This window comes from Pseudomonas sp. S3E17 (assembly GCF_024168685.1).
Taxonomy (GTDB): domain Bacteria; phylum Pseudomonadota; class Gammaproteobacteria; order Pseudomonadales; family Pseudomonadaceae; genus Aquipseudomonas; species Aquipseudomonas marginalis.
The window spans coordinates 5791648-5810281 of record NZ_JALJWE010000001.1; the positions used below are offsets into that span (position 1 = coordinate 5791648).

General features: G+C 61.8%; 17 protein-coding genes and 1 riboswitch. Of the genes, 10 read left to right on the forward strand and 7 right to left on the reverse strand.

Features of this window, described 5'->3' with window-relative positions; translation table 11 throughout:
- Positions 1-109 precede the first annotated feature (109 nt).
- The 4 genes from J3D60_RS26215 to J3D60_RS26230 all read left to right on the forward strand — a co-directional run bounded on the left by J3D60_RS26215 (position 110) and on the right by J3D60_RS26230 (position 2191).
- The gene (locus J3D60_RS26215) at positions 110-292 is read left to right on the forward strand and encodes a CPXCG motif-containing cysteine-rich protein (RefSeq protein WP_027604787.1); all 183 of its coding nucleotides are present in this window, start codon (positions 110-112) and stop codon (positions 290-292) included.
- 11 nt (positions 293-303) lie between these two features.
- Positions 304-564: a DUF2007 domain-containing protein gene (locus J3D60_RS26220; RefSeq protein WP_027604786.1), complete on the forward strand. Its 261-nt coding sequence runs from the start codon at positions 304-306 to the stop codon at positions 562-564.
- Positions 565-600: 36 nt separating this feature from the next.
- The gene (locus J3D60_RS26225; RefSeq protein ID WP_065938543.1) at positions 601-1221 is read left to right on the forward strand and encodes an SOS response-associated peptidase; all 621 of its coding nucleotides are present in this window, start codon (positions 601-603) and stop codon (positions 1219-1221) included.
- A gap of 151 nt (positions 1222-1372) precedes the next feature.
- Entirely contained in the window at positions 1373-2191 is an 819-nt protein-coding gene (locus tag J3D60_RS26230) for a M48 family metallopeptidase (RefSeq protein WP_027604784.1), read from the forward strand.
- A gap of 81 nt (positions 2192-2272) precedes the next feature.
- On the opposite strand, the gene J3D60_RS26235 is transcribed toward J3D60_RS26230, so the two are convergent.
- The 3 genes from J3D60_RS26235 to J3D60_RS26245 form a co-directional block, all read right to left on the reverse strand.
- A complete protein-coding gene (locus tag J3D60_RS26235; RefSeq protein ID WP_005784895.1) occupies positions 2273-2857 on the reverse strand; it encodes a TMEM165/GDT1 family protein in 585 nt (194 codons plus the stop codon).
- 89 nt (positions 2858-2946) lie between these two features.
- A riboswitch (yybP-ykoY riboswitch) is annotated at positions 2947-3066 on the reverse strand.
- Between the two features lie 51 nt (positions 3067-3117).
- Positions 3118-4116 (reverse strand): class I SAM-dependent methyltransferase, encoded by a 999-nt coding sequence (locus tag J3D60_RS26240; protein WP_065938544.1) that lies wholly within the window; start codon positions 4114-4116, stop codon positions 3118-3120.
- Positions 4117-4146: 30 nt separating this feature from the next.
- A complete protein-coding gene (locus tag J3D60_RS26245) occupies positions 4147-5112 on the reverse strand; it encodes a 2-hydroxyacid dehydrogenase (protein WP_065938545.1) in 966 nt (321 codons plus the stop codon).
- Between the two features lie 84 nt (positions 5113-5196).
- On the opposite strand from J3D60_RS26245, the gene J3D60_RS26250 reads away from it, so the two are divergent.
- The 5 genes from J3D60_RS26250 (at position 5197) to J3D60_RS26270 (ending at position 14334) form a co-directional block, all read left to right on the forward strand.
- A complete protein-coding gene (locus tag J3D60_RS26250; RefSeq protein WP_065938546.1) occupies positions 5197-5829 on the forward strand; it encodes a LysE family translocator in 633 nt (210 codons plus the stop codon).
- Between the two features lie 265 nt (positions 5830-6094).
- Positions 6095-7777 (forward strand): fatty acid--CoA ligase, encoded by a 1683-nt coding sequence (locus tag J3D60_RS26255; protein ID WP_253493310.1) that lies wholly within the window; start codon positions 6095-6097, stop codon positions 7775-7777.
- Between the two features lie 330 nt (positions 7778-8107).
- Positions 8108-9970 carry a DUF1302 domain-containing protein gene (locus J3D60_RS26260; RefSeq protein ID WP_141156769.1) on the forward strand — a complete coding sequence of 621 codons (1863 nt, stop codon included), beginning with the start codon at positions 8108-8110 and terminating at the stop codon, positions 9968-9970.
- A gap of 29 nt (positions 9971-9999) precedes the next feature.
- The gene (locus tag J3D60_RS26265) at positions 10000-11364 is read left to right on the forward strand and encodes a DUF1329 domain-containing protein (protein WP_065924270.1); all 1365 of its coding nucleotides are present in this window, start codon (positions 10000-10002) and stop codon (positions 11362-11364) included.
- 240 nt (positions 11365-11604) lie between these two features.
- A complete protein-coding gene (locus tag J3D60_RS26270; RefSeq protein WP_253493312.1) occupies positions 11605-14334 on the forward strand; it encodes a LuxR C-terminal-related transcriptional regulator in 2730 nt (909 codons plus the stop codon).
- Between the two features lie 12 nt (positions 14335-14346).
- On the opposite strand, the gene J3D60_RS26275 is transcribed toward J3D60_RS26270, so the two are convergent.
- The 4 genes from J3D60_RS26275 to J3D60_RS26290 are packed head-to-tail and all read right to left on the reverse strand — an operon-like array spanning position 14347 to position 17792.
- Positions 14347-14907 (reverse strand): membrane integrity-associated transporter subunit PqiC, encoded by a 561-nt coding sequence (locus J3D60_RS26275; RefSeq protein WP_253493314.1) that lies wholly within the window; start codon positions 14905-14907, stop codon positions 14347-14349.
- A 17-nt stretch (positions 14908-14924) separates the two neighbouring features.
- On the reverse strand, positions 14925-16580 hold the full coding sequence (locus J3D60_RS26280) for an intermembrane transport protein PqiB (protein WP_098480362.1): 1656 nt from the start codon (positions 16578-16580) through the stop codon (positions 14925-14927).
- Entirely contained in the window at positions 16561-17205 is a 645-nt protein-coding gene (locus J3D60_RS26285; RefSeq protein WP_065938552.1) for a paraquat-inducible protein A, read from the reverse strand. Before J3D60_RS26285 ends, J3D60_RS26280 begins: the two co-directional genes overlap by 20 nt.
- Positions 17202-17792, reverse strand: a complete 591-nt coding sequence (locus J3D60_RS26290; RefSeq protein WP_027604773.1) for a paraquat-inducible protein A — start codon at positions 17790-17792, stop codon at positions 17202-17204. Before J3D60_RS26290 ends, J3D60_RS26285 begins: the two co-directional genes overlap by 4 nt.
- A gap of 144 nt (positions 17793-17936) precedes the next feature.
- Between J3D60_RS26290 and J3D60_RS26295 the strand changes: the two genes are divergently transcribed.
- A complete protein-coding gene (locus tag J3D60_RS26295) occupies positions 17937-18581 on the forward strand; it encodes an MBL fold metallo-hydrolase (RefSeq protein WP_065938553.1) in 645 nt (214 codons plus the stop codon).
- Positions 18582-18634 lie beyond the last annotated feature (53 nt).

Genomic DNA, 18634 nt, shown 5'->3' on the forward strand with positions numbered 1-18634 from the left:
AGGGTAAGTAAAGGAAATACCAGGGTGCGGTCCGGGCAATTGGCCCGGCCGGAAAATAGCCCTGTAAATAGACCGGCGATTATACGCACAAGTCACCTGGGAGACTGCGATGCTGGAAACTGCGCTGTACGATTGTCCTTATTGTGGTGAAGCGGTAGAGACCGCGGTGGATTTATCCGGCGGTGATCAGACCTACATCGAGGACTGTCAGGTGTGTTGCCGACCGATCATTTTCAACCTGCAGGTCCATGGTGAAGAGTGGATGCTCGAAACCCGCAGTGAAAACGAATAACAGGTACGCCCATGCAGCGAATCTACGAACCGGAAAACCTGATGGAAGGCGAGTTGCTGCAGCAAATGCTCGCCAGCGAGGGCATCGAGGCGCACCTGGTAGGGCGCCATTTGCTCGGCGGCACGGGGGAGTTGCCGATCTTCGGCCTGCTGGGGCTGGAAGTGGATAACGACCGGGCGGCTGAAGCCCGCGAGCTGATTACCGCCTATATCGGTGCGCAACCCCTGCCCGGCGACGAACCCGACAGCTTCCCCGACGTATTGGTCTGTTAGGCTGTCGGTCGGTTTACCCAAGAGTCGTGTTGCCCCATGTGTGGACGTTATGCCCTGTTTCGCTGGAACCCTACCTTTGCTGCCCTGCCGGGTTTTCCGGCCGACCAGCAGGCCCAGTGGAACATTTCCCCGAATGATTCGGTGCTGATCCAGCGCCTCAATGAAGGCCAGCGCACCCTGGCACGGGCGCGCTGGGGCCTGACGCCGCCCTGGCTGACTGACCTTTCCCGCACCCCGGCCCATGCCCGTGCCGAAACCCTGGCCGAGCAACCGATGTTTCGCGAAGCGTTTCGCCAGCGCCGTTGCCTGCTGCCCGCCAACGGTTTCTACGAATGGCGCGGCACCCAGCGCAAGCGTCCGTACTGGCTGACGCCGGGGGAGGGCTCGACCCTGTTTTTTGCAGCGATCTGGGAGGCGTACCCGGTGCAGGAGCAAGTGTGGCTGAGTACGGCAGTGGTGACCCAGGCCGCCCAGAGTCAGCGCCGGCCGTTGATTCTGGACACGGCGGGGCAGGCCGCCTGGCTCGATCCCGAGACGCCCTTGCATGTGTTGCAAGGCTTGCTGGCCAGTGAGCCGGTCCCATTGCGTGAGCGAGTCCTGGCCAACATGGTCAATGATCCCAAGCTCAACGGGCCGGAGTGCCTGACCCCGGCCTGAGCCTGAGGCCGGTTGCTCACTGAAGTTGTCGGGCGTGTGAGATGTGTCCGAAATTCATCGGTTACACGTCTGTTGTATCTGGCGCCGATACAAATGAGCGCCTACGATACGCGCCATGTTTTCAGGGCGTCTTTTCAGGGAGAGTGTATTGATGAAGAAATCATTGGCCGTAAGTGTATTGGCGGCAGGCGTGTTGCTGGCCGGGTGTCAGTCGGTCAACACCACCAGCGGCGGCGCCGTCGGGGTTGAGCGCAAGCAATATATGTTCAGCATGTTGTCGAGCCAGGAAGTCGACCAGATGTACGCCCAGTCCTACCAGCAGACCCTGGGCGAGGCCAGCAGCAAAGGCCAGTTGGACAAGACCAGTGCCAATGCCAAGCGTGTGCAGGCGATCGCCAATCGGCTGATCGCCCAGGCGCCGACCTTCCGCCCGGATGCGGCGCAGTGGAAGTGGGAAGTGAACCTGATCAAGAGCGATGAGATGAACGCCAACTGCGGACCTGGCGGCAAGATCTTCGTGTACAGCGCGTTGATCGACAACCTCAAGCTCACCGATGATGAACTGGCCGCGGTGATGGGCCATGAAATCGCCCACGCCTTGCGGGAGCATGGCCGCGAAGCCATGTCCAAGGCCTACGGCATCGAGATGGCCAAGCAGGGCGCCGGTGCGTTGTTCGGCCTGGGCCAGGACAGCCTGGCGCTGGCCGATACCGTGGCCAACTACGGCATGACCTTGCCCAACAGCCGCAGCAATGAAAACGAAGCGGACCTGATCGGCCTGGAACTGGCGGCCCGTGCCGGCTACAACCCGAACGCGGCGATCACGCTGTGGAACAAGATGGCCAAGGCTTCGGAAGGCGCACCGCCGGAGTTCATGAGCACTCACCCGGCCTCCGACAGCCGGATCGCCTCGTTGCAGGCGGCGATTCCGAAGGTGATGCCGCTCTACCAGCAGGCCAAGAAGTCCTAAGACTTCAACGACAAGTAGCAAGCTTCAAGCTGCAAGAAAAAGCACTGCTTCTTCCTGCAACTTGAGGCTTGCAGCTTGCAGCTAGATCCAGCCACTGCTCTGCATGGCCTTGTACACCGCCACAATCGCCAGGACAAAGAACGCCGTTGCCGCCAGTCGACGAATCAACGTCAGTGGCAGTTTCTCCGCCGCGAAATTCCCCGCCAGAACCACCGGTACGTTGGCAATCAACATGCCCAGGGTGGTGCCGATAATCACCAGCCACAGTTCCGGGTATTGCGCTGCGAGCATCACCGTGGCGATCTGGGTCTTGTCCCCGATTTCCGCGAGGAAGAATGCAATCAGCGTGGTCAGGAACGGCCCGAACTTGCGCGTGGTGCTGGCTTCGTCATCGTCGAGTTTGTCTGGCACCAGGGTCCACAGCGCGGTGGCGCAGAAGCTGGCCGCGAGAATCCAGTGCAATACCGCATCCGAGAAGAAACTCCCGAACCAGGCCCCCACGGCACCGGCGGCGGCATGGTTGGCCAGGGTCGCAGCGACGATGCCGGCGATGATCGGCCAGGGTTTGCGAAAGCGTGCGGCAAGGATGAGCGCGAGCAGTTGCGTCTTGTCGCCGATTTCGGCCAAGGCAACGATTGCGGTAGGAACGAGCAATGAATCCAGCATCAGGTAGGTTTCCAGGGGCGGGTCGACACGGCTATGACACGTACAGCCTTCCCGCCCCGGGTAAGGTGTGCGTGTCATAGGTCTTGTCAAACCCCGGTCCGTCTGTGCGGACTCCTGGGTCGCATACGCCATGGCCTGTTGACCAAGTATGTTGACGTATGCCGGACGAGCGTGGCGCTCGTGGGAGACTACTCCCCTAGGACGGAGCGGATTCTGCCTAGGCAAAATCCATTCGGCAAGCGTTCTTTTTCAAACGGCTATCAGCCGCGCTTGGCACGGTAGATGCGAAAACCATTGCCTTCGGCCTTGACCGCACACACGCCCAGATGCTCTTCGATCAACGGTTGGTACTTCAGGAAGCTGTTAGCCACCAGGCGAAGTTCGCCACCTTTTGCCAGGTGTTTCGCCGCTTTTCGCAGCAGGTTCTCCGTGGCGAAATAGTCGGTGTGCACGCCGACATGGAACGGTGGATTGCTCAAGATTGCATTCAACCCCATCGGCGCGGCGTCGATGCCGTCACCGGTCAATACCTCCGCTTCCAGACCGTTGGCGGCCAGGGTCAGGCGACTGCTGGCGGCGGCGAAAGCATCCACGTCCAGCATCGTTACGCTGTTGTGCGGGTAGCGACGTTTGACAGCCGCCCCCAACACACCGGCGCCGCAACCGAAGTCGAGCAAATGGCCGCTCGGCAATTTGTCCAAGTGCTCCAGCAACAGCTCGGTACCGCGATCCAGACGGCCGTGGCTGAATACACCCGGCAGGCTCACCACCTTGAGCGGGCCTTCGGCCAGCGGCACATCGAACACCTGCGCCAGGCTTTCCAGCTCGACCGCTTGCGGGGCGTTGGCCACGGTGATTTGCCACAGTTGGCAATGCCGCGCGTTGTCGAGCTTGCGCGGTTTGCCATACGGCGCCATCTGCTTGGCGGCGCTTTCGATACCGCCTTTTTTCTCCCCCACCAGGAATAGTTCGGCGCCGGGCAGTCGCGCTGCCACGGCATTGAGCAGGTAATCGGTGAGGTCCTTGGACTTGGGCAGGAAGATCACCGCCGCCTCGAACCCGCGCTCGGGCGCATTCACCCCAAACTGGCTGCGCTCCGGGAAGCGCGCGTCGAGCGCCGCCTGGTCGCCGGCATGCCAGCACCAGCCGTGGGCGTTGGGCAGGCGACCCAGCAGGTCGTCGGCGGGCAGGCCCACCAGCAGCAGGTTGCCTTGAAAAAGTTCGGCCTGACGAAGCAGTACTTCACTGCGCGGATCCATGGTCTGCTCCTTGAAAAGGGGCGCAGTTTATCAACTGACGACGCGCAGCGGGGCGCCACTGAAAAAGCCCCGGGCGTTTTCCGCCAGTTGGCCGACGATACGCTGGCGCGCTTCACGGCTGCCCCAGGCGTTGTGGGGGGTGACAATCAGTCGAGGAATATCGCCGGCCAGCAATGGGTTGCCATTGACCGGGGGCTCAACACTCAGCACATCGGTCGCCGCGCCGCCCAGGTGGCCGCTGCGCAGGGCATCGGCCAGGGCCTGCTCGTTGATCAAGCCACCGCGCGCGGTGTTGACGATAAACGCGCCGGGCTTGAGCCGCGCCAATTCACGGGCGCCGATAAAGTCCCGGGTGTGTTCATTGAGCGGGCAGTGCAAGGTGAGTGCGTCCACCTGCGCCAGCAGTTCATCCAGGGGCACGCGGTCGGCGCGGGCAGGGCGCCCGGGAATCGCGCCGAGTAGCACGCGCATCCCGAAGGCTTCGGCCAGGCGTGCCACGGCACTGCCCAGTTCGCCATGGCCCAGCAGGCCGAGGGTCTTGCCTTCCAGCTCGACAATCGGGTGGTCCAGCAGGCAGAACTGTTTGGCCTCTTGCCATTTGCCGGCGCTCACATCGCGCTGATAGTCCTGCAGCCGCGTCGCCAGGTTGAGCAACAGCATAATCGTGTGCTGCGCCACCGACGGTGTGCCGTAGCCCTGGCAGTTGCTCACGGTGATGCCATGGGCGCGGGCGGCTTCCAGGTCAATGTTGTTGGTGCCGGTGGCCGATACCAGGATCAACTTGAGTTCCGGGCAGGCCCCCAGGGTCTCGCTGTTGAGCGGGATTTTGTTACTGATCGCCACCTGCGCGCCTTGCAGGCGCTCGACCACATTCTGCGGCGTGGTGCCCGTCAACAACTGCAAGTCGCTGAAGCTGCCGTGCAACTCGCTGAGGTCGAGGTCGCCCAGATCCAGGGACGGGTGATCAAGGAAGACGGCGCGGCGATTGTTCGTCATCAACTGTACCTTTTGCGACAGGGTTCGAAGGCGTAATCTGCCGAGCCTACCAGATGAAATAATCCGTTACTTAATGGAGTGAGTATGTACGCCGCCGAGTTTTTGACCGTAGCCCTGATTCACCTGTTGGCGGTGGCCAGCCCCGGCCCGGATTTTGCGGTGGTGGTGCGTGAGAGCGTGACCCACGGCCGCCGCGCCGGAACCTGGACTGCGTTGGGCGTGGGCTCGGCGATTTTCCTGCACGTGGGCTATTCGCTGCTCGGCATCGGCCTGATCGTGTCCCAGTCCATCGTGTTGTTCAACGCACTGAAATGGGCGGCGGCCGCCTACCTGCTGTACATCGGCTTCAAGGCCCTGCGCGCCAAACCGGCCAAGCCTGCCGCCGAGGGCGAGTTGCACCGCGAAGCGGGCGAGCGCACCCCGCGCGGCGCGTTTACCGCAGGCTTCGTCACCAACGGCCTGAACCCCAAGGCGACGTTGTTCTTCCTGTCGCTGTTCACCGTGGTGATCAACCCGCACACCCCGCTGGCGATTCAGGCTGGCTACGGCGTGTACCTGGCGGTGGCGACGGCGTTGTGGTTCTGCCTGGTGGCGATGTTGTTCAGCCAGCAGCGCGTGCGCGCCGGGTTTGCGCGGATGGGGCATTGGTTTGATCGGACCATGGGAGCGGTGTTGATTGCGATTGGGGTGAAGTTGGCGTTTACCAGCGCGAAATAAACGCTGTTCTCAAGTAAACACAATCCAGTGTGGGAGGGGGCTTGCTCCCGATGGCGGTGCTTCAGTCGACACGTGTATTGACTGATTCACCGCCATCGGGAGCAAGCCCCCTCCCACATTTGACCTCCATTGCCCCTGAATAATGGCTCAAAGCTAGCATTCCCCAGCCTCTGCAAATCATTCCTTTGGCTGATTTAGCTGAAACATAACCTCTCTACAGTGCAGGTCTTCAAGCCAAGACCGTGCAGTCATAAAAGGGATTCGTATGTTGCAGACCCGTGTTATTCCGCCCGCCGAAGGTGCGTATCAATACCCGCTGTTGATCAAGCGCCTGTTGATGTCCGGTACCCGTTACGAGAAGACCCGGGAAATTGTCTATCGCGACAAGCTGCGCTACACCTACCCCACCTTGATCGAGCGCGTCGCGCGCCTGGCCAACGTGCTCACCGCAGCCGGGGTCAAGGCCGGTGACACTGTGGCGGTGATGGATTGGGACAGTCATCGTTACCTGGAATGCATGTTCGCCATCCCGATGATCGGCGCGGTGATCCACACCATCAATGTGCGCCTGTCGCCGGAACAGATTCTCTACACCATGAACCACGCCGAGGACCGCTTCGTGCTGGTCAACAGCGAGTTCGTGGGGCTCTACCAGGCCATTGCCGGGCAGCTCGCCACCGTCGACAAGACGCTGCTGCTCACCGACGGCGAAGCCAAGACCGCCGAGTTGCCCAACCTGGTCGGTGAGTATGAAACCCTGCTGGCCGCCGCCAGCCCGAAGTACGATTTCCAGGACTTCGACGAACACTCCGTCGCCACCACCTTCTACACCACCGGTACCACCGGCAACCCCAAGGGCGTGTACTTCACCCATCGCCAGCTGGTGCTGCACACCATCGGCGTGGCGACCATCATGGGCAGCGTCGACAGTGTGCGCCTGCTGGGTACCAACGACGTGTACATGCCGATCACGCCGATGTTCCACGTGCATGCCTGGGGCCTGCCGTATGTGGCGACCATGCTTGGCCTTAAGCAGGTCTACCCCGGCCGCTACGACCCGGAATACCTGGTGGAGCTGTGGCGCAAGGAGAAGGTCACCTTTTCCCACTGCGTGCCGACCATCCTGCAAATGGTGCTCAACGCCAAGGCTGCCCAAGGCGTCGATTTTGGCGGCTGGAAAATCGTCATCGGCGGCAGTGCGCTCAACCGCACGCTGTATGAGGCGGCAAAGGCCCGCGGGATTCAGCTCACCGCCGCGTACGGCATGTCCGAGACCGGCCCGTTGGTGTCCTGCGCCCACCTCAACGAGGAGCTGATGGCCGGCACCGAGGACGAGCGCATCAGCTACCGCATCAAGGCCGGCGTGCCCGGGCCGTTGGTGGAAGCGGCGATCATGGACGCCGAGGGCAATTTCCTGCCTGCCGACGGCGAGTCCCAGGGTGAGTTGGTGCTGCGCGCGCCGTGGCTGACCGAGGGGTATTACAACGAGCCGCAGAAGGGCGCCGAGCTGTGGGCGGGTGGCTGGATGCACACCGGCGACGTGGCCACCCTCGATGCATTTGGGGTGATCGATATCCGCGACCGCATCAAGGACGTGATCAAGACCGGCGGCGAGTGGATCTCCTCCCTGGCCCTCGAAGACCTGGTCAGCCGTCACCCGGCGGTACGCGAAGTAGCGGTGGTGGGCATCGCCGACCCGCAGTGGGGCGAGCGTTCGTTTGCGTTGCTGGTGGTGCGTGATGGCCATGAGATTGGGGCCCGCGAGCTCAAGGAACACCTCAAGCCTTTTGTCGAACTGGGCCATTTGAGCAAGTGGGCGATTCCGAGCCAGATCGCCGTTGTTACGGAAATTCCCAAGACCAGTGTCGGCAAGCTCGACAAAAAACGTATCCGTATTGACATCATTGAATGGCAGGCCAACAACAGCACCTTCCTGTCCACCCTCTGAGCTGATTTGCCGTGCCCTTGTGGCACGGCGATGCTCTATCTCGCGCCTTCACTTGTGATTTGCCAATTTTCAGCCATCCTTGCCGCGTCGGCCTTCGCCGACATGGCGAAAGGGCTGTGGCAGACGGGTTGGTGATGCAAATCACACTTTAGAGGGATCAAGCGGTACCCCCTGCTGGCTATAGTCCCACCCAGAGTTTTTCAAGGATGCGTCGCTTCGGGCCATGGAGGTTCAGTTGCCAGGCGGCATTGGAATCGTTGTATTCCGGCCGTTACAAGCATCACAGAACAAACTCACTGCCATAACAATAATGCACATGGAGTAGCGTCGATGACCTCAGTAAACCAGTTCTGGCGCCGGGCAAGACTGCCCCTGGCCGTCAGTCTCGCCTCTACGCTCGCCGGGCCCGCATTCGGCGTCAGTTTCAATATCGGTGAAATCGAAGGGAGTTTTGACTCGTCGCTGTCTGTGGGGGCGAGCTGGTCGACGGCCAAGCCGAACCAGGATCTGATCGGTGCCAACAACGGTGGCAAAGGTCTGTCCCAGACCTCCGATGATGGGCACTTGAACTTCAAGCGCGGTGAAACGTTCTCGAAGATCTTCAAGGGCATCCATGACCTGGAATTGAAATACGGCGACACCGGCGTATTCGTGCGCGGCAAGTACTGGTATGACTTCGAACTCAAGGACGAAAGCCGTGAGTTCAAGGACATCAGCGATAACAATCGCAAGGAAGGCGCCAAGTCTTCCGGCGGGCAGATTCTCGACGCCTTCGTCTATCACAACTATGCCATTGCCGATCAGCCGGGCAGCGTGCGGTTCGGTAAGCAGGTGGTGAGTTGGGGCGAAAGTACCTTCATCGGCGGTGGTATCAACTCCATCAACCCGATTGACGTGTCTGCGTTCCGTCGTCCGGGTGCGGAAATCAAGGAAGGCTTGATTCCGGTCAACATGTTCTATGTGTCGCAAACCTTGACCGATAACCTGTCGGCAGAAGCGTTCTATCAACTGGAATGGGACCAGACCGTCACGGACAACTGTGGGACGTTCTTCTCGCAGCCGGATATCGTGTCCGATGGCTGCAAAGACAACTTGAGGGTGTTGAATAAACGCTCCGCTGTGCCGGCGCAGTTCTTGCCCGCGTTGGCAGCCCGTGGAGTTGATATCAACAATGAAGGTGTCCTGGTAAAACGCGGCCCTGATCGTGACGCGCGTGACAGCGGTCAATGGGGTGCAGCGATGCACTACAACTTCGAGCCGCTCGACACCGAGTTCGGCGCGTATTTCATGAACTACCATAGTCGAGCGCCGATTTTCAGCGCGCAGGGTGCTTCTCGGGCTGCATTCGCCAGTGCGGCGCAAGTCGGGCAATTGGCGCCGTTGGTAGTAGCAGGTAACTCCAACTACTTCATCGAATACCCGGAAGATATCCGTCTGTATGGTTTGAGCTTTTCCACCACCTTGCCTACAGGGACGGCCTGGAGCGGTGAGTTGAGCTATCGCCCGAACGCTCCTGTGCAGTTGAACTCCACCGACATTCTGTTTGCAGGCGTGAAGCCTCTTGGTGGTCCGGTGCTGGGAAATGCCTCGTTGCTTAACGGGGCTCCAGGCCAGGATTTGCATGGCTATCGTCGTAAGGAAGTCAGCCAGTTCCAAACCACGTTTACCCATTTCTTCGACCAGGTCATGGGCGCCAGCCGTCTGACGCTGGTGGGCGAAGTCGGCGTGACCCACGTGGGAGGCCTGGAAAGCAAGTCGGACGTGCGCTATGGCCGTGACCCTGTTTTTGGTCCAGGCACGCTGCCGAACAATGCCTGTAACGCATTGAACACCTCAACCGCACAAGGGGCCGGGCTGGCCAACGCCAACGGCCTGAGCACCAACTGCAACAATGATGGTTTCACCACTGCCACTTCCTGGGGCTATCGCGGTCGGGCTATCTGGGAGTACCCGGACGTCTTCGCGGGTGTGAACCTCAAGCCAAACGTGGCCTGGTCCCATGACGTCAAGGGCTATGCTCCTGGCCCTGGCGCCAACTTCGAAGAGGGCCGTAAAGCCGTCAGCCTGGGTCTGGATGCCGAATACCAGAACACCTACACCGCCAGCCTGGCTTACACCAACTTCTTTGGTGGCGAGTTCACTACGGTGAATGACCGCGACTTCGTCGCCCTGAGCTTCGGCGCCAACTTCTAAGCACACTGTATTTTCAGGAAGACCAGAACATGAAAATAACCAAAAGTCTGTTGCATGTGGGTGTGCTTGGGCTGTCGATCCTGGCGAGCAATGTCATGGCGGCAGTGTCGGCGGATGAAGCCGCCAAGCTGGGCACGACCCTGACGCCGATGGGCGCGGAAATGGCCGGTAACGCGGCCGGCACCATCCCGAAATGGTCGCCGATGCCGACCAACGCCGGCGCTGTGGATGCCAAAGGTTTCCTCGCCAACCCGTACGCCAGTGAGCAACCGCAGTTCACCATCACCGCGCAGAACGTCGAGCAGTACAAGGACAAGCTGGCACCGGGGCAGTACGCGATGTTCAAGCGTTACCCGGAAACCTTCAAGATGCCGGTCTACCCGACCCATCGCGGCGCTACCGTACCGGCCGATGTGTTCGCCTCCATCAAGAAGAACGCCACCACCACCAACCTCGTGTCTGGCGGCAACGGCCTGGAAAACTTCGAAACCGCCATACCGTTCCCGATCCCGAAAAGCGGCGTGGAAGTCATCTGGAACCACATCACCCGTTATCGCGGTGGCAGCGTGACCCGCCTGGTGACCCAGGCCACGCCGCAAACCAACGGCTCCTACAGCCTGGTGTACTTCCGCGACCAGTTCGTGTTCCGCGACAAGATGAAGGACTTCGACCCGAAGAACCCGGGTAACGTGCTGTTCTACTTCAAGCAGCAAGTGACCGCCCCGGCACGTCTGGCCGGTGGTGTGCTGCTGGTGCACGAAACCCTGGACCAGGTGAAGGAGCCGCGTTCGGCGTGGGTCTACAACGCCGGCCAGCGCCGCGTGCGCCGGGCGCCGCAAGTGTCCTATGACGGGCCGGGTACCGCCGCCGACGGCCTGCGTACCTCTGACAACCTCGACATGTACAACGGTGCGCCGGACCGCTACGACTGGAAACTGGAAGGCAAGAAGGAAATCTACATCGCCTCCAACAGCTACAAGATCGACGATCCGAAGCTCAAGTACGCCGACATCATCAAGGCCGGCCACATCAACCAGGACCTGGCACGCTACGAGCTGCGCCGTGTCTGGCACGTGGTCGCGACCTTGAAGGAAGGCCAGCGCCACATCTACGCCAAGCGTGACTTCTACATCGACGAAGACACCTGGCAAGCCGCAGTGATCGACCACTACGACGGCCGTGGCCAACTGTGGCGTGTCGCCGAAGCCCATGCCGAGAACTACTACGACAAGCAAGTGCCGTGGTACGCCCTGGAAACCCTCTACGACCTGCAGTCCGGCCGCTACCTGGCCCTGGGCATGAAGAACGAAGAAAAGCAGGCCTATGACTTCGGCTTCACCGCCACCACCAGCGACTTCACCCCGGCGGCCCTGCGCCAGGACGGTGTTCGCTAAGCTGCACGAGTAACTCAAGGTGGGAGGGCGCTTGCCCCCGATAGCGATGTGACAGTCAGCGCAGCATTGACTGATCCGCCTCTATCGGGATCAAGCCCCTTCCACTTTTTGTTTGCGGCGATATTTCTTGTCTCAGTTCTTTTTCAGGCAAATGTTGCAAAGATCTACAAACCCGCCGCTTTTACCGCTAGTCTGCGGACATCTGCAATGCCGACAACAGCCTTCTACAAGAGCCCGGCGATGACTGATCTGTCCCGAATCCAAGGGCCCGCCAGCCGGGTAATCCCGACCCTGGAAGGTCGCTTCTACAGGCCCCCGCTGCCTGATGGCTACGTGCTGCGCCCGCGCCTGTGTGAACGGCTGGGCGCCGGCCTGGAAGGGCGGTTGCTGCTGGTCTGCGCACCGGCCGGGTTCGGCAAGAGTTCGTTGGCGGTGGAGTTCTGCCAGGGCCTGCCGGCTCACTGGCACAGCCTGTGGCTGGGCCTGAGCCCACGGGACAACGACCCGGGGCGTTTTCTTGAGCGCCTGCTCGAAGGGTTGCAGCACTACTTCCCGGCACTCGGCGCCCAATCCCTGGGCTTGCTGAAAATGCGCCAGCGTCACCAACCCTTTGCGTTTGAAGAGTGGCTCGACGGCCTGCTCGATGAGCTGACCGTGCACCTGTCCACCCGTGCGCCATTATTGCTGGTGCTGGATGACTACCATTTGGCCCAGGGGCCGGTGCTGGACCGTTGCCTGCAATTCTTCCTCAACCATTTGCCCGATGGCCTGGTGGTGCTGGTCACCAGCCGCCAACGCCCGGACTGGCATCTGGCGCGATTGCGGTTGTCACGGCATTTGCTGGAGTTGCACGAGCAAGACCTGCGCCTGACCCATGCCGAATCCCAGGCGTTGCTGGATCGCCACAGCAGTTCCTTGAGTGGTGAAGCCCTCGACAATCTCATCCGCCGCAGCGAAGGCTGGGTGGCCGGTCTGCGCTTTTGGCTGCTGGCGGCTTCCGAAGCCGGCAGCGAGGACGCCTTGCCGCAAAGCCTGCACGGTGGGGAAGGGCTGATCCGCGACTACCTGCTGGAAGAAGTGATCGACTGCCTGCCACCCGAAGTGCAGGCGTTCCTGTTCGACACCGCGCCCCAGGAGCGTTTTTGCAGCGAGTTGTGCGATGCCGTGCGCGAAGCCCATGACAGCGCCGAGATCCTGCGTTACCTGCAAGCCCACCAGGTGTTCCTGGTGCCCCTGGACGAGCAGGGGCACTGGTACCGTTATCACCATTTGTTCTCCGACCTGCTGCGCACCCGTCGCGCGAGCAGCAATGTCTTGCCGGCCGCCAGCCTGCATCTGCGCGCGTGCCGTTGGTTCAACGCCCAGGGCTTGATCGACGAGGCGGTGGAGCAGGCGTTGCGCGCCGGGCACCTCGACGTGGCGGCCAACCTGGTGCAGAACCTGTCCGAAGAACAACTGCTTGCCGAGCAGAATGTCGGCATGTTGCTGCGCTGGAAAATGGACTTGCCCGACAGCCTGCTGATCAGCACGCCGCGCCTGATTGTGCTGTACAGCTGGGCGTTGGCACTGGCCTGCCAGTTGGACGCGGCGCAGGAGCTGTCCGCGTACCTCAGTCGCTTCCTGCCGGCGCCCTCGGCCACCGCACAGCGCTCGATGCTGGCCCAGTGGCTGGCGCTGAGCGGGATTATCGCCCGCGGTCGCGGCGACCGTGAATTGACGCAGCGCTATTGCAGCGAGGCGTTGGACAGCCTGCCGCAACGGCGTTACGGCCAGCGCCTGGTGTGCCTGTCGACCCTGTCCAACCTGGCCATTGCCGATGGCGATTTGTGGCGCGCCCGTGGCCTGAACCGCGAATCCCTGGAACTGGCGCAGCGCGTCGGCAACCCGCTGTTCGAAGCCCTGGCCCATTACGACCGTGCACGGGTGCTGCAGGCCCGCGGCGAAATCCTGCGCGCCCTCGACGAGGTGCGCCAGGGCCTGCAGCGCCTGCACGGCCTGGCACCGCAGCGACTGTATGCGGTGCGTGCGCGGCTGTCGCTCTACGAAGGCTATTTGCTGTTGGTGCGCAACCAGCCCGAAACCGGCATTGCCCTCCTGCGCGCAGGCCTGGCCGAGGCGCGGGCCTGTCGCGATATCAGCGTGCTGATCGGCCATTGCGTGATCGCCAGCTTCGAAGGGCGGCGCCATGACTTTCCCAAAGCCTTCGCCGAACTCGCCGAAGCCGAGCGCCTGATGCATATCTGGGATGTGCCGCCGATCTACTACCTGGCGATGATTACCCTGATCAAATGCGAACTGTGGCTGGCCCAGGGCCGCACCGACCTGGCAGATGCCTGGCTGACGCGGCTGGGGCAGACTTACCACGGCGAACAGGCCGCTGCTGCACCGGAATTCCACCCGCACTTGCCGCAACATATCGGGCTGCAACAAGCCGCCCTCGATGCCGTGCGCTATCAGCCCCAGGCGGCGCTGGAGCGGCTCGAAGCACTGGCGCAACAGGCCCGCAACAGCGGGCGCCAGATGATTGCCCTGATGGCGCTGACCCAGCAGGCCCAGTTGCTGCTCGAGTGCGGCCAGGAAGCCAGGGCGCGGCCGGTGCTGGCCCAGGCGTTCGAGGCGGGTGCCGGGGGCGCGTTACAACCGTTCCAGCGCTTGTTGGACGGGCATCCGGACTGGATGCGTGAGCAATTGGGCAAAGACCCGCAAGGTGTGTTGCACCAGAGCCTGCTCGCGCTTCTCCCGGCGGCCGTGACGCCCGAGGTCACGACTGGCCACGAAACCCTGAGCACGCGCGAGCTGGCGGTCCTGCAACTGATCGCCCAAGGCTGCTCCAACCAGGAAATCAGCAACCAGCTGTTTATCTCCCTGCACACCGTCAAGACCCACGCCAGCCACATCAACAGCAAGCTTGGGGTGGAGCGACGCACCCAGGCCGTGGCGCGAGCCAAGGCCATGGGCTTGCTGGCGTAAGTGCCGGGCGGTTTACGGTGTCGTCGGGCACTGGCCGGCTGACCTGTCGACCGCCTGGCTGACCTGCGCGGCAAAGCGCTTGAGATTGTTTTGATGGGCGAGCACCACGTTGTCGATGCTCGGCCCGGCGGGCGACTGCAACGTGGTCCGGCAGGTCAGCGGTGGGCGCTCGGTGCCACCGGCCGGGCGCAGGCGCCATTTGACGTCGAGCAATGCGTATTGGCCGGGCACGGAGTCAAAGCGCTGCACTTCAAGACGCAACAACATCGATTGCCGAGGGTTGCTGCTGGCCAGTTGGTCCACCAGCGCACTCCTCAGCTCATCCGCGAGGCTCGCGGCCCACCACTGGGTTTCCAGGATGGCCACGCCACTGTCGCCCTGGCGGATCACAATCTGCGGTCGGTCGACCTGGGGGGGAACGGTGATGCTTTCAATCCGGATGCTGCCTGCGTCGGCTCCCGTGGCCGTATTCCAGTGCGCCGGTGTCAGCGTATGAAAGGTAATCGGCGTACTGCTGCACGCCGCCAGCAACAGCAGCATGCCGACCACTGTGATTTTCAACGGAAACGTCATGGCGTTTGCTCCAGGGGTCATTTGCGCGGTGGTCCTTGCAGGTCCAGGGGCGCGGCGTTGTCGGGACGGCCGCGAATCAGCGATTCCGGGTGACGGCCCAGGTAGTCCGACAGTTCGCGCAGGGAACGCGACATGCGCCCCAGTTCATCCAGGGTCTGGGTCAGCTGTTCACGCTGCGGTGAGTCCTCGGCCAGGGTGGAACTGGCCGATTGCAGCGTCTTGCTCACGTCAGCGAGGGTGTTCTGCACGCCGGGCAGGGTCTTGGCATTGAATTGGGTCAGGCCTTTGCGCAGCTCGACCAGGTTGCTGTCGAGGTTGCCGGCAATGCGTTCGATCGGCAGTTGGTTGATCTTGTTGACGATGCTCTCGAGTTTTTCCTGCAGTTGCTCGAGGTTGCCGGGAATGGTTGGAATGCTGACCGGTCGCAGGCTGGGGTCAAATTTGACCTTCTCGGCTTTCGGGTAGAAGTCCAGCGCGATGTATAACTGGCCGGTCAACAGGTTGCCGCTGCGCGCCTGGGCGCGCAGGCCATTTTCGATGAACGAGCCGATCAGCCGTACGCCGGCGGCCTCATCGTTGGGGTCATGGTTCATGACCTTGAGCAGTTTGGTGTGGGCCTGCCCGAGCAACTGTGGATAGATCACGATACCGACGTTGAGTGGGAAGCTGCGTTTACTGGCATCGAAGTCCAGGTTGATCGACACCACCTTGCCAAACTCGACGCCGAGGAACTCCACCGGCGCCCCGACCTTGAGCCCGCGCAATGCCTGGTCGAAGCGCAGGGCCATGTATTGCCCCTCGCCATTGGGTGGGGCGAGGGCGCTGTCCTGGTCGTCGAAGAGCTCAAAGGTACGTGCCTCGTCGGCCGGTTTGTCGTTGGGGCTGTACGGCGGCGCCCGAAAGGCGATGCCGCCGACCAGCATGGACGAAAGCGATTCGGTCTTCAGCGCGAAGCCATTGGCGCCCACGCTCAGGTCAACCCCGCTGGCATTCCAGAAACGCGTGTTTTCGGTGACATAGGCATCATTGGGTGCATGCACGAACACCTCGACATTGACACCCTTGCCTTCGGCATCCAACTCGTAGGCCACCACCTGGCCGACCTCGATTTTGCGGTAGTACACCGGTGAGCCGATATCCAGCGAGCCGAGGGTCTGCGTGTGCAGCGTGAAACGCTTGCCAGGCTCGCCGTAGGTGATGGGCGGCGGGTTTTCCAGGCCTTTGAACTGCTTGGCACGGGTCTCCGATTGGCCGATGTCGGCACCGATGTAGTCGCCGGAGAGCAGGGTGTCGATGCCGGATACGCCGCCGGCGCCGATACGCGGGCGCACCACCCAGAACTGTGAATCGGCGCGGGTGAAACTTTCGGCCTGCTTGGCCAGTTGAACCGTGGCGTTGACGCTTTTCTGGTCGTCGCTCAAGGCGACGTCGGTCACCTGGCCGATCACCACGTTGCGGTACTTGACCTCGGTTTTGTTCGCGGTCAGACCGCTGCCGGTCTTGAAATTGAGGGTGATGGTCGGGCCCTGTTGGAGGACGCTGTGTACCACCAGCGAAATCCCCACCAGCACCGCGACGATCGGCACGATCCACACCAGCGAAACGCTGAAGCGCCGTGTCTTGATTGCAGGCGATCCTGGGGCTTGCGGGGTGTCAGTGGGATGTGACGTCATCCGCGGTCTCCTTGTTGTGTGGGGTTTCCCAGATCAGCCTCGGGTCGAAGCTCATGGCGGCCAGCATGGTAAACACCACCACCAGGCCGAAAAACAGGATGCCCAGGCGCGGCTCGATGGTGCCCAGGGCCTGGAACTTCACCAGCGCGGCCACCAGCGCGACCACGATGACATCCAGCATCGACCAGTAGCCAATCAGTTCGACGAAGCGGAACAGCTTCGAACGTTCCTTGCGTGCCCAAAGGCTATTGCGCTGCACGGTGACCAGCAGCAGGGCCAGGGACACAAACTTGATGCCGGGCACTGCGATGCTGGCGATGAAAATAATCAGCGCGATGTCCCACGCGCCGTGCTGCCAGAACTCCAGCACCCCGCTCATGATGGTGCTGTCCGCCCCCGAGCCGAGCATGGTGGTGTTCATCACCGGCAGGAGATTGGCCGGCACATAGAACGCCAGCGCGGTAAGCATGTAGGCCCAGGTGCGCGTCAGGGAACTGACCTTACGCCGGTGCAAGGGCGCGCCGCAGCGCTCGCATTCGGTCGGCCCGTCGCGCAGGTCGCAGGACAATCCGCAACTGTGACAGAGGCACAGGCCGAGCTCGCTGGCCGTCGGCGGTGTGCTCATACGCTGTCCCACAGGTCGCGCACATCACGCCCGGCAATGCGGATCAGTAACAGGCTGAGCACGGCCAGGGCAAACAGGCCGGTGCCGGGGATCACATCAAGCATGCCGGCCAGCTTGAACACCGCCACCATTGCCCCGAGCAGGCACACCTCCAGCATGCTCCAGGGCCTGAGTGCCTCCAGCCAACGCATGCACAATCGGAACGCCGGTGAGCGCTTGCCCGCGAGGGCGAAGCTCAAGACCCACATCAGCAGCAGCAACTGGAACACCGGCGCGATGATGATGGAAATGGCCGCCACCAACGCGATAAACGTGATCGGCCCCAGGCTCAGCGCTACTACCGAGTCCCATAGCGTGGCGCTGCTTTTCAGGCCTTGCAGGCTGATACTCATCACGGGATAGAAATTGGCGAACGTCCACAGCACCGCAGCCGTCAGCGTCAGGGCGAGACGCTGTTGCACGGTCAGGCCGTTGTAGCGCTGGAGCACGCCTGCGCAACGTATGCAGTGGGCTTTTTGATGTTTGGCGAGCGTGACTTTTTCGTACACACAGTCGCAGTGCTCGCAGATGATCAGTTGATTCGCCATGGGGATCGCTCCAACGCGGCACGGTGGCGGGGGCCTGGGTTGTTTTTCGATGGCGTGGGAAAGCTTAGCAGTCGCTGCTCTTCAGGTCTGGCGCCTCGTCAACCATACTGTGTGGAATATGCCATAGCGCCCGCAGGAGCATCGATGAATATTGAAAAAGCCGCGCTGATCCGCGAAACCTTCCCGGTCGGCCCGTTGCAGTGCAACTGCACGATCATTGGCGACCCCATCACCAAAAAGGCCATCGTGGTCGACCCGGGTGGCAATCATGAATTGATCCTGGCGCGCCTCGATGCCCTGGACCTGAAAGTGGTGAGCATCATCCACACCCATGCCCATCTCGATCACTTCCTGGCCTCGGGGCAATTGAAGGAAAAGACCGGTGCCACCCTGCACCTGCACAAGGAAGACCAGTTTCTCTGGGACAACCTGGAGATGCAGTGCCAGATGTTTGGTGTGCCCTACACGCCGGTGCCGTCGCCGGATCGCTGGCTGGCCGATGATGAGGCGTTGGCCTGTGGGTGCGGTGTGGCGTTGCATACACCGGGGCACACGCCAGGCTCGATGAGCTTCTGGTTTGCCGATGCCAAGCTGCTGATTGCCGGGGACACGCTGTTTCGGCGCGGTGTTGGGCGTACGGATTTGTGGGGCGGGGACCAGGCGACGATCGTGCGTTCGATCAAGCAACGGCTCTACACGCTGGACGAGGGCGCGACGGTGGTGACCGGCCATGGCCCGGACACGCGCCTGGGTGACGAGATGCGTGAGAACCCATTTGTGCGGGCGTGAAGCAATTGTTCGAACGGCAATCCGCTGTAGCAAAAACTCAGGCCGCGTTCAGC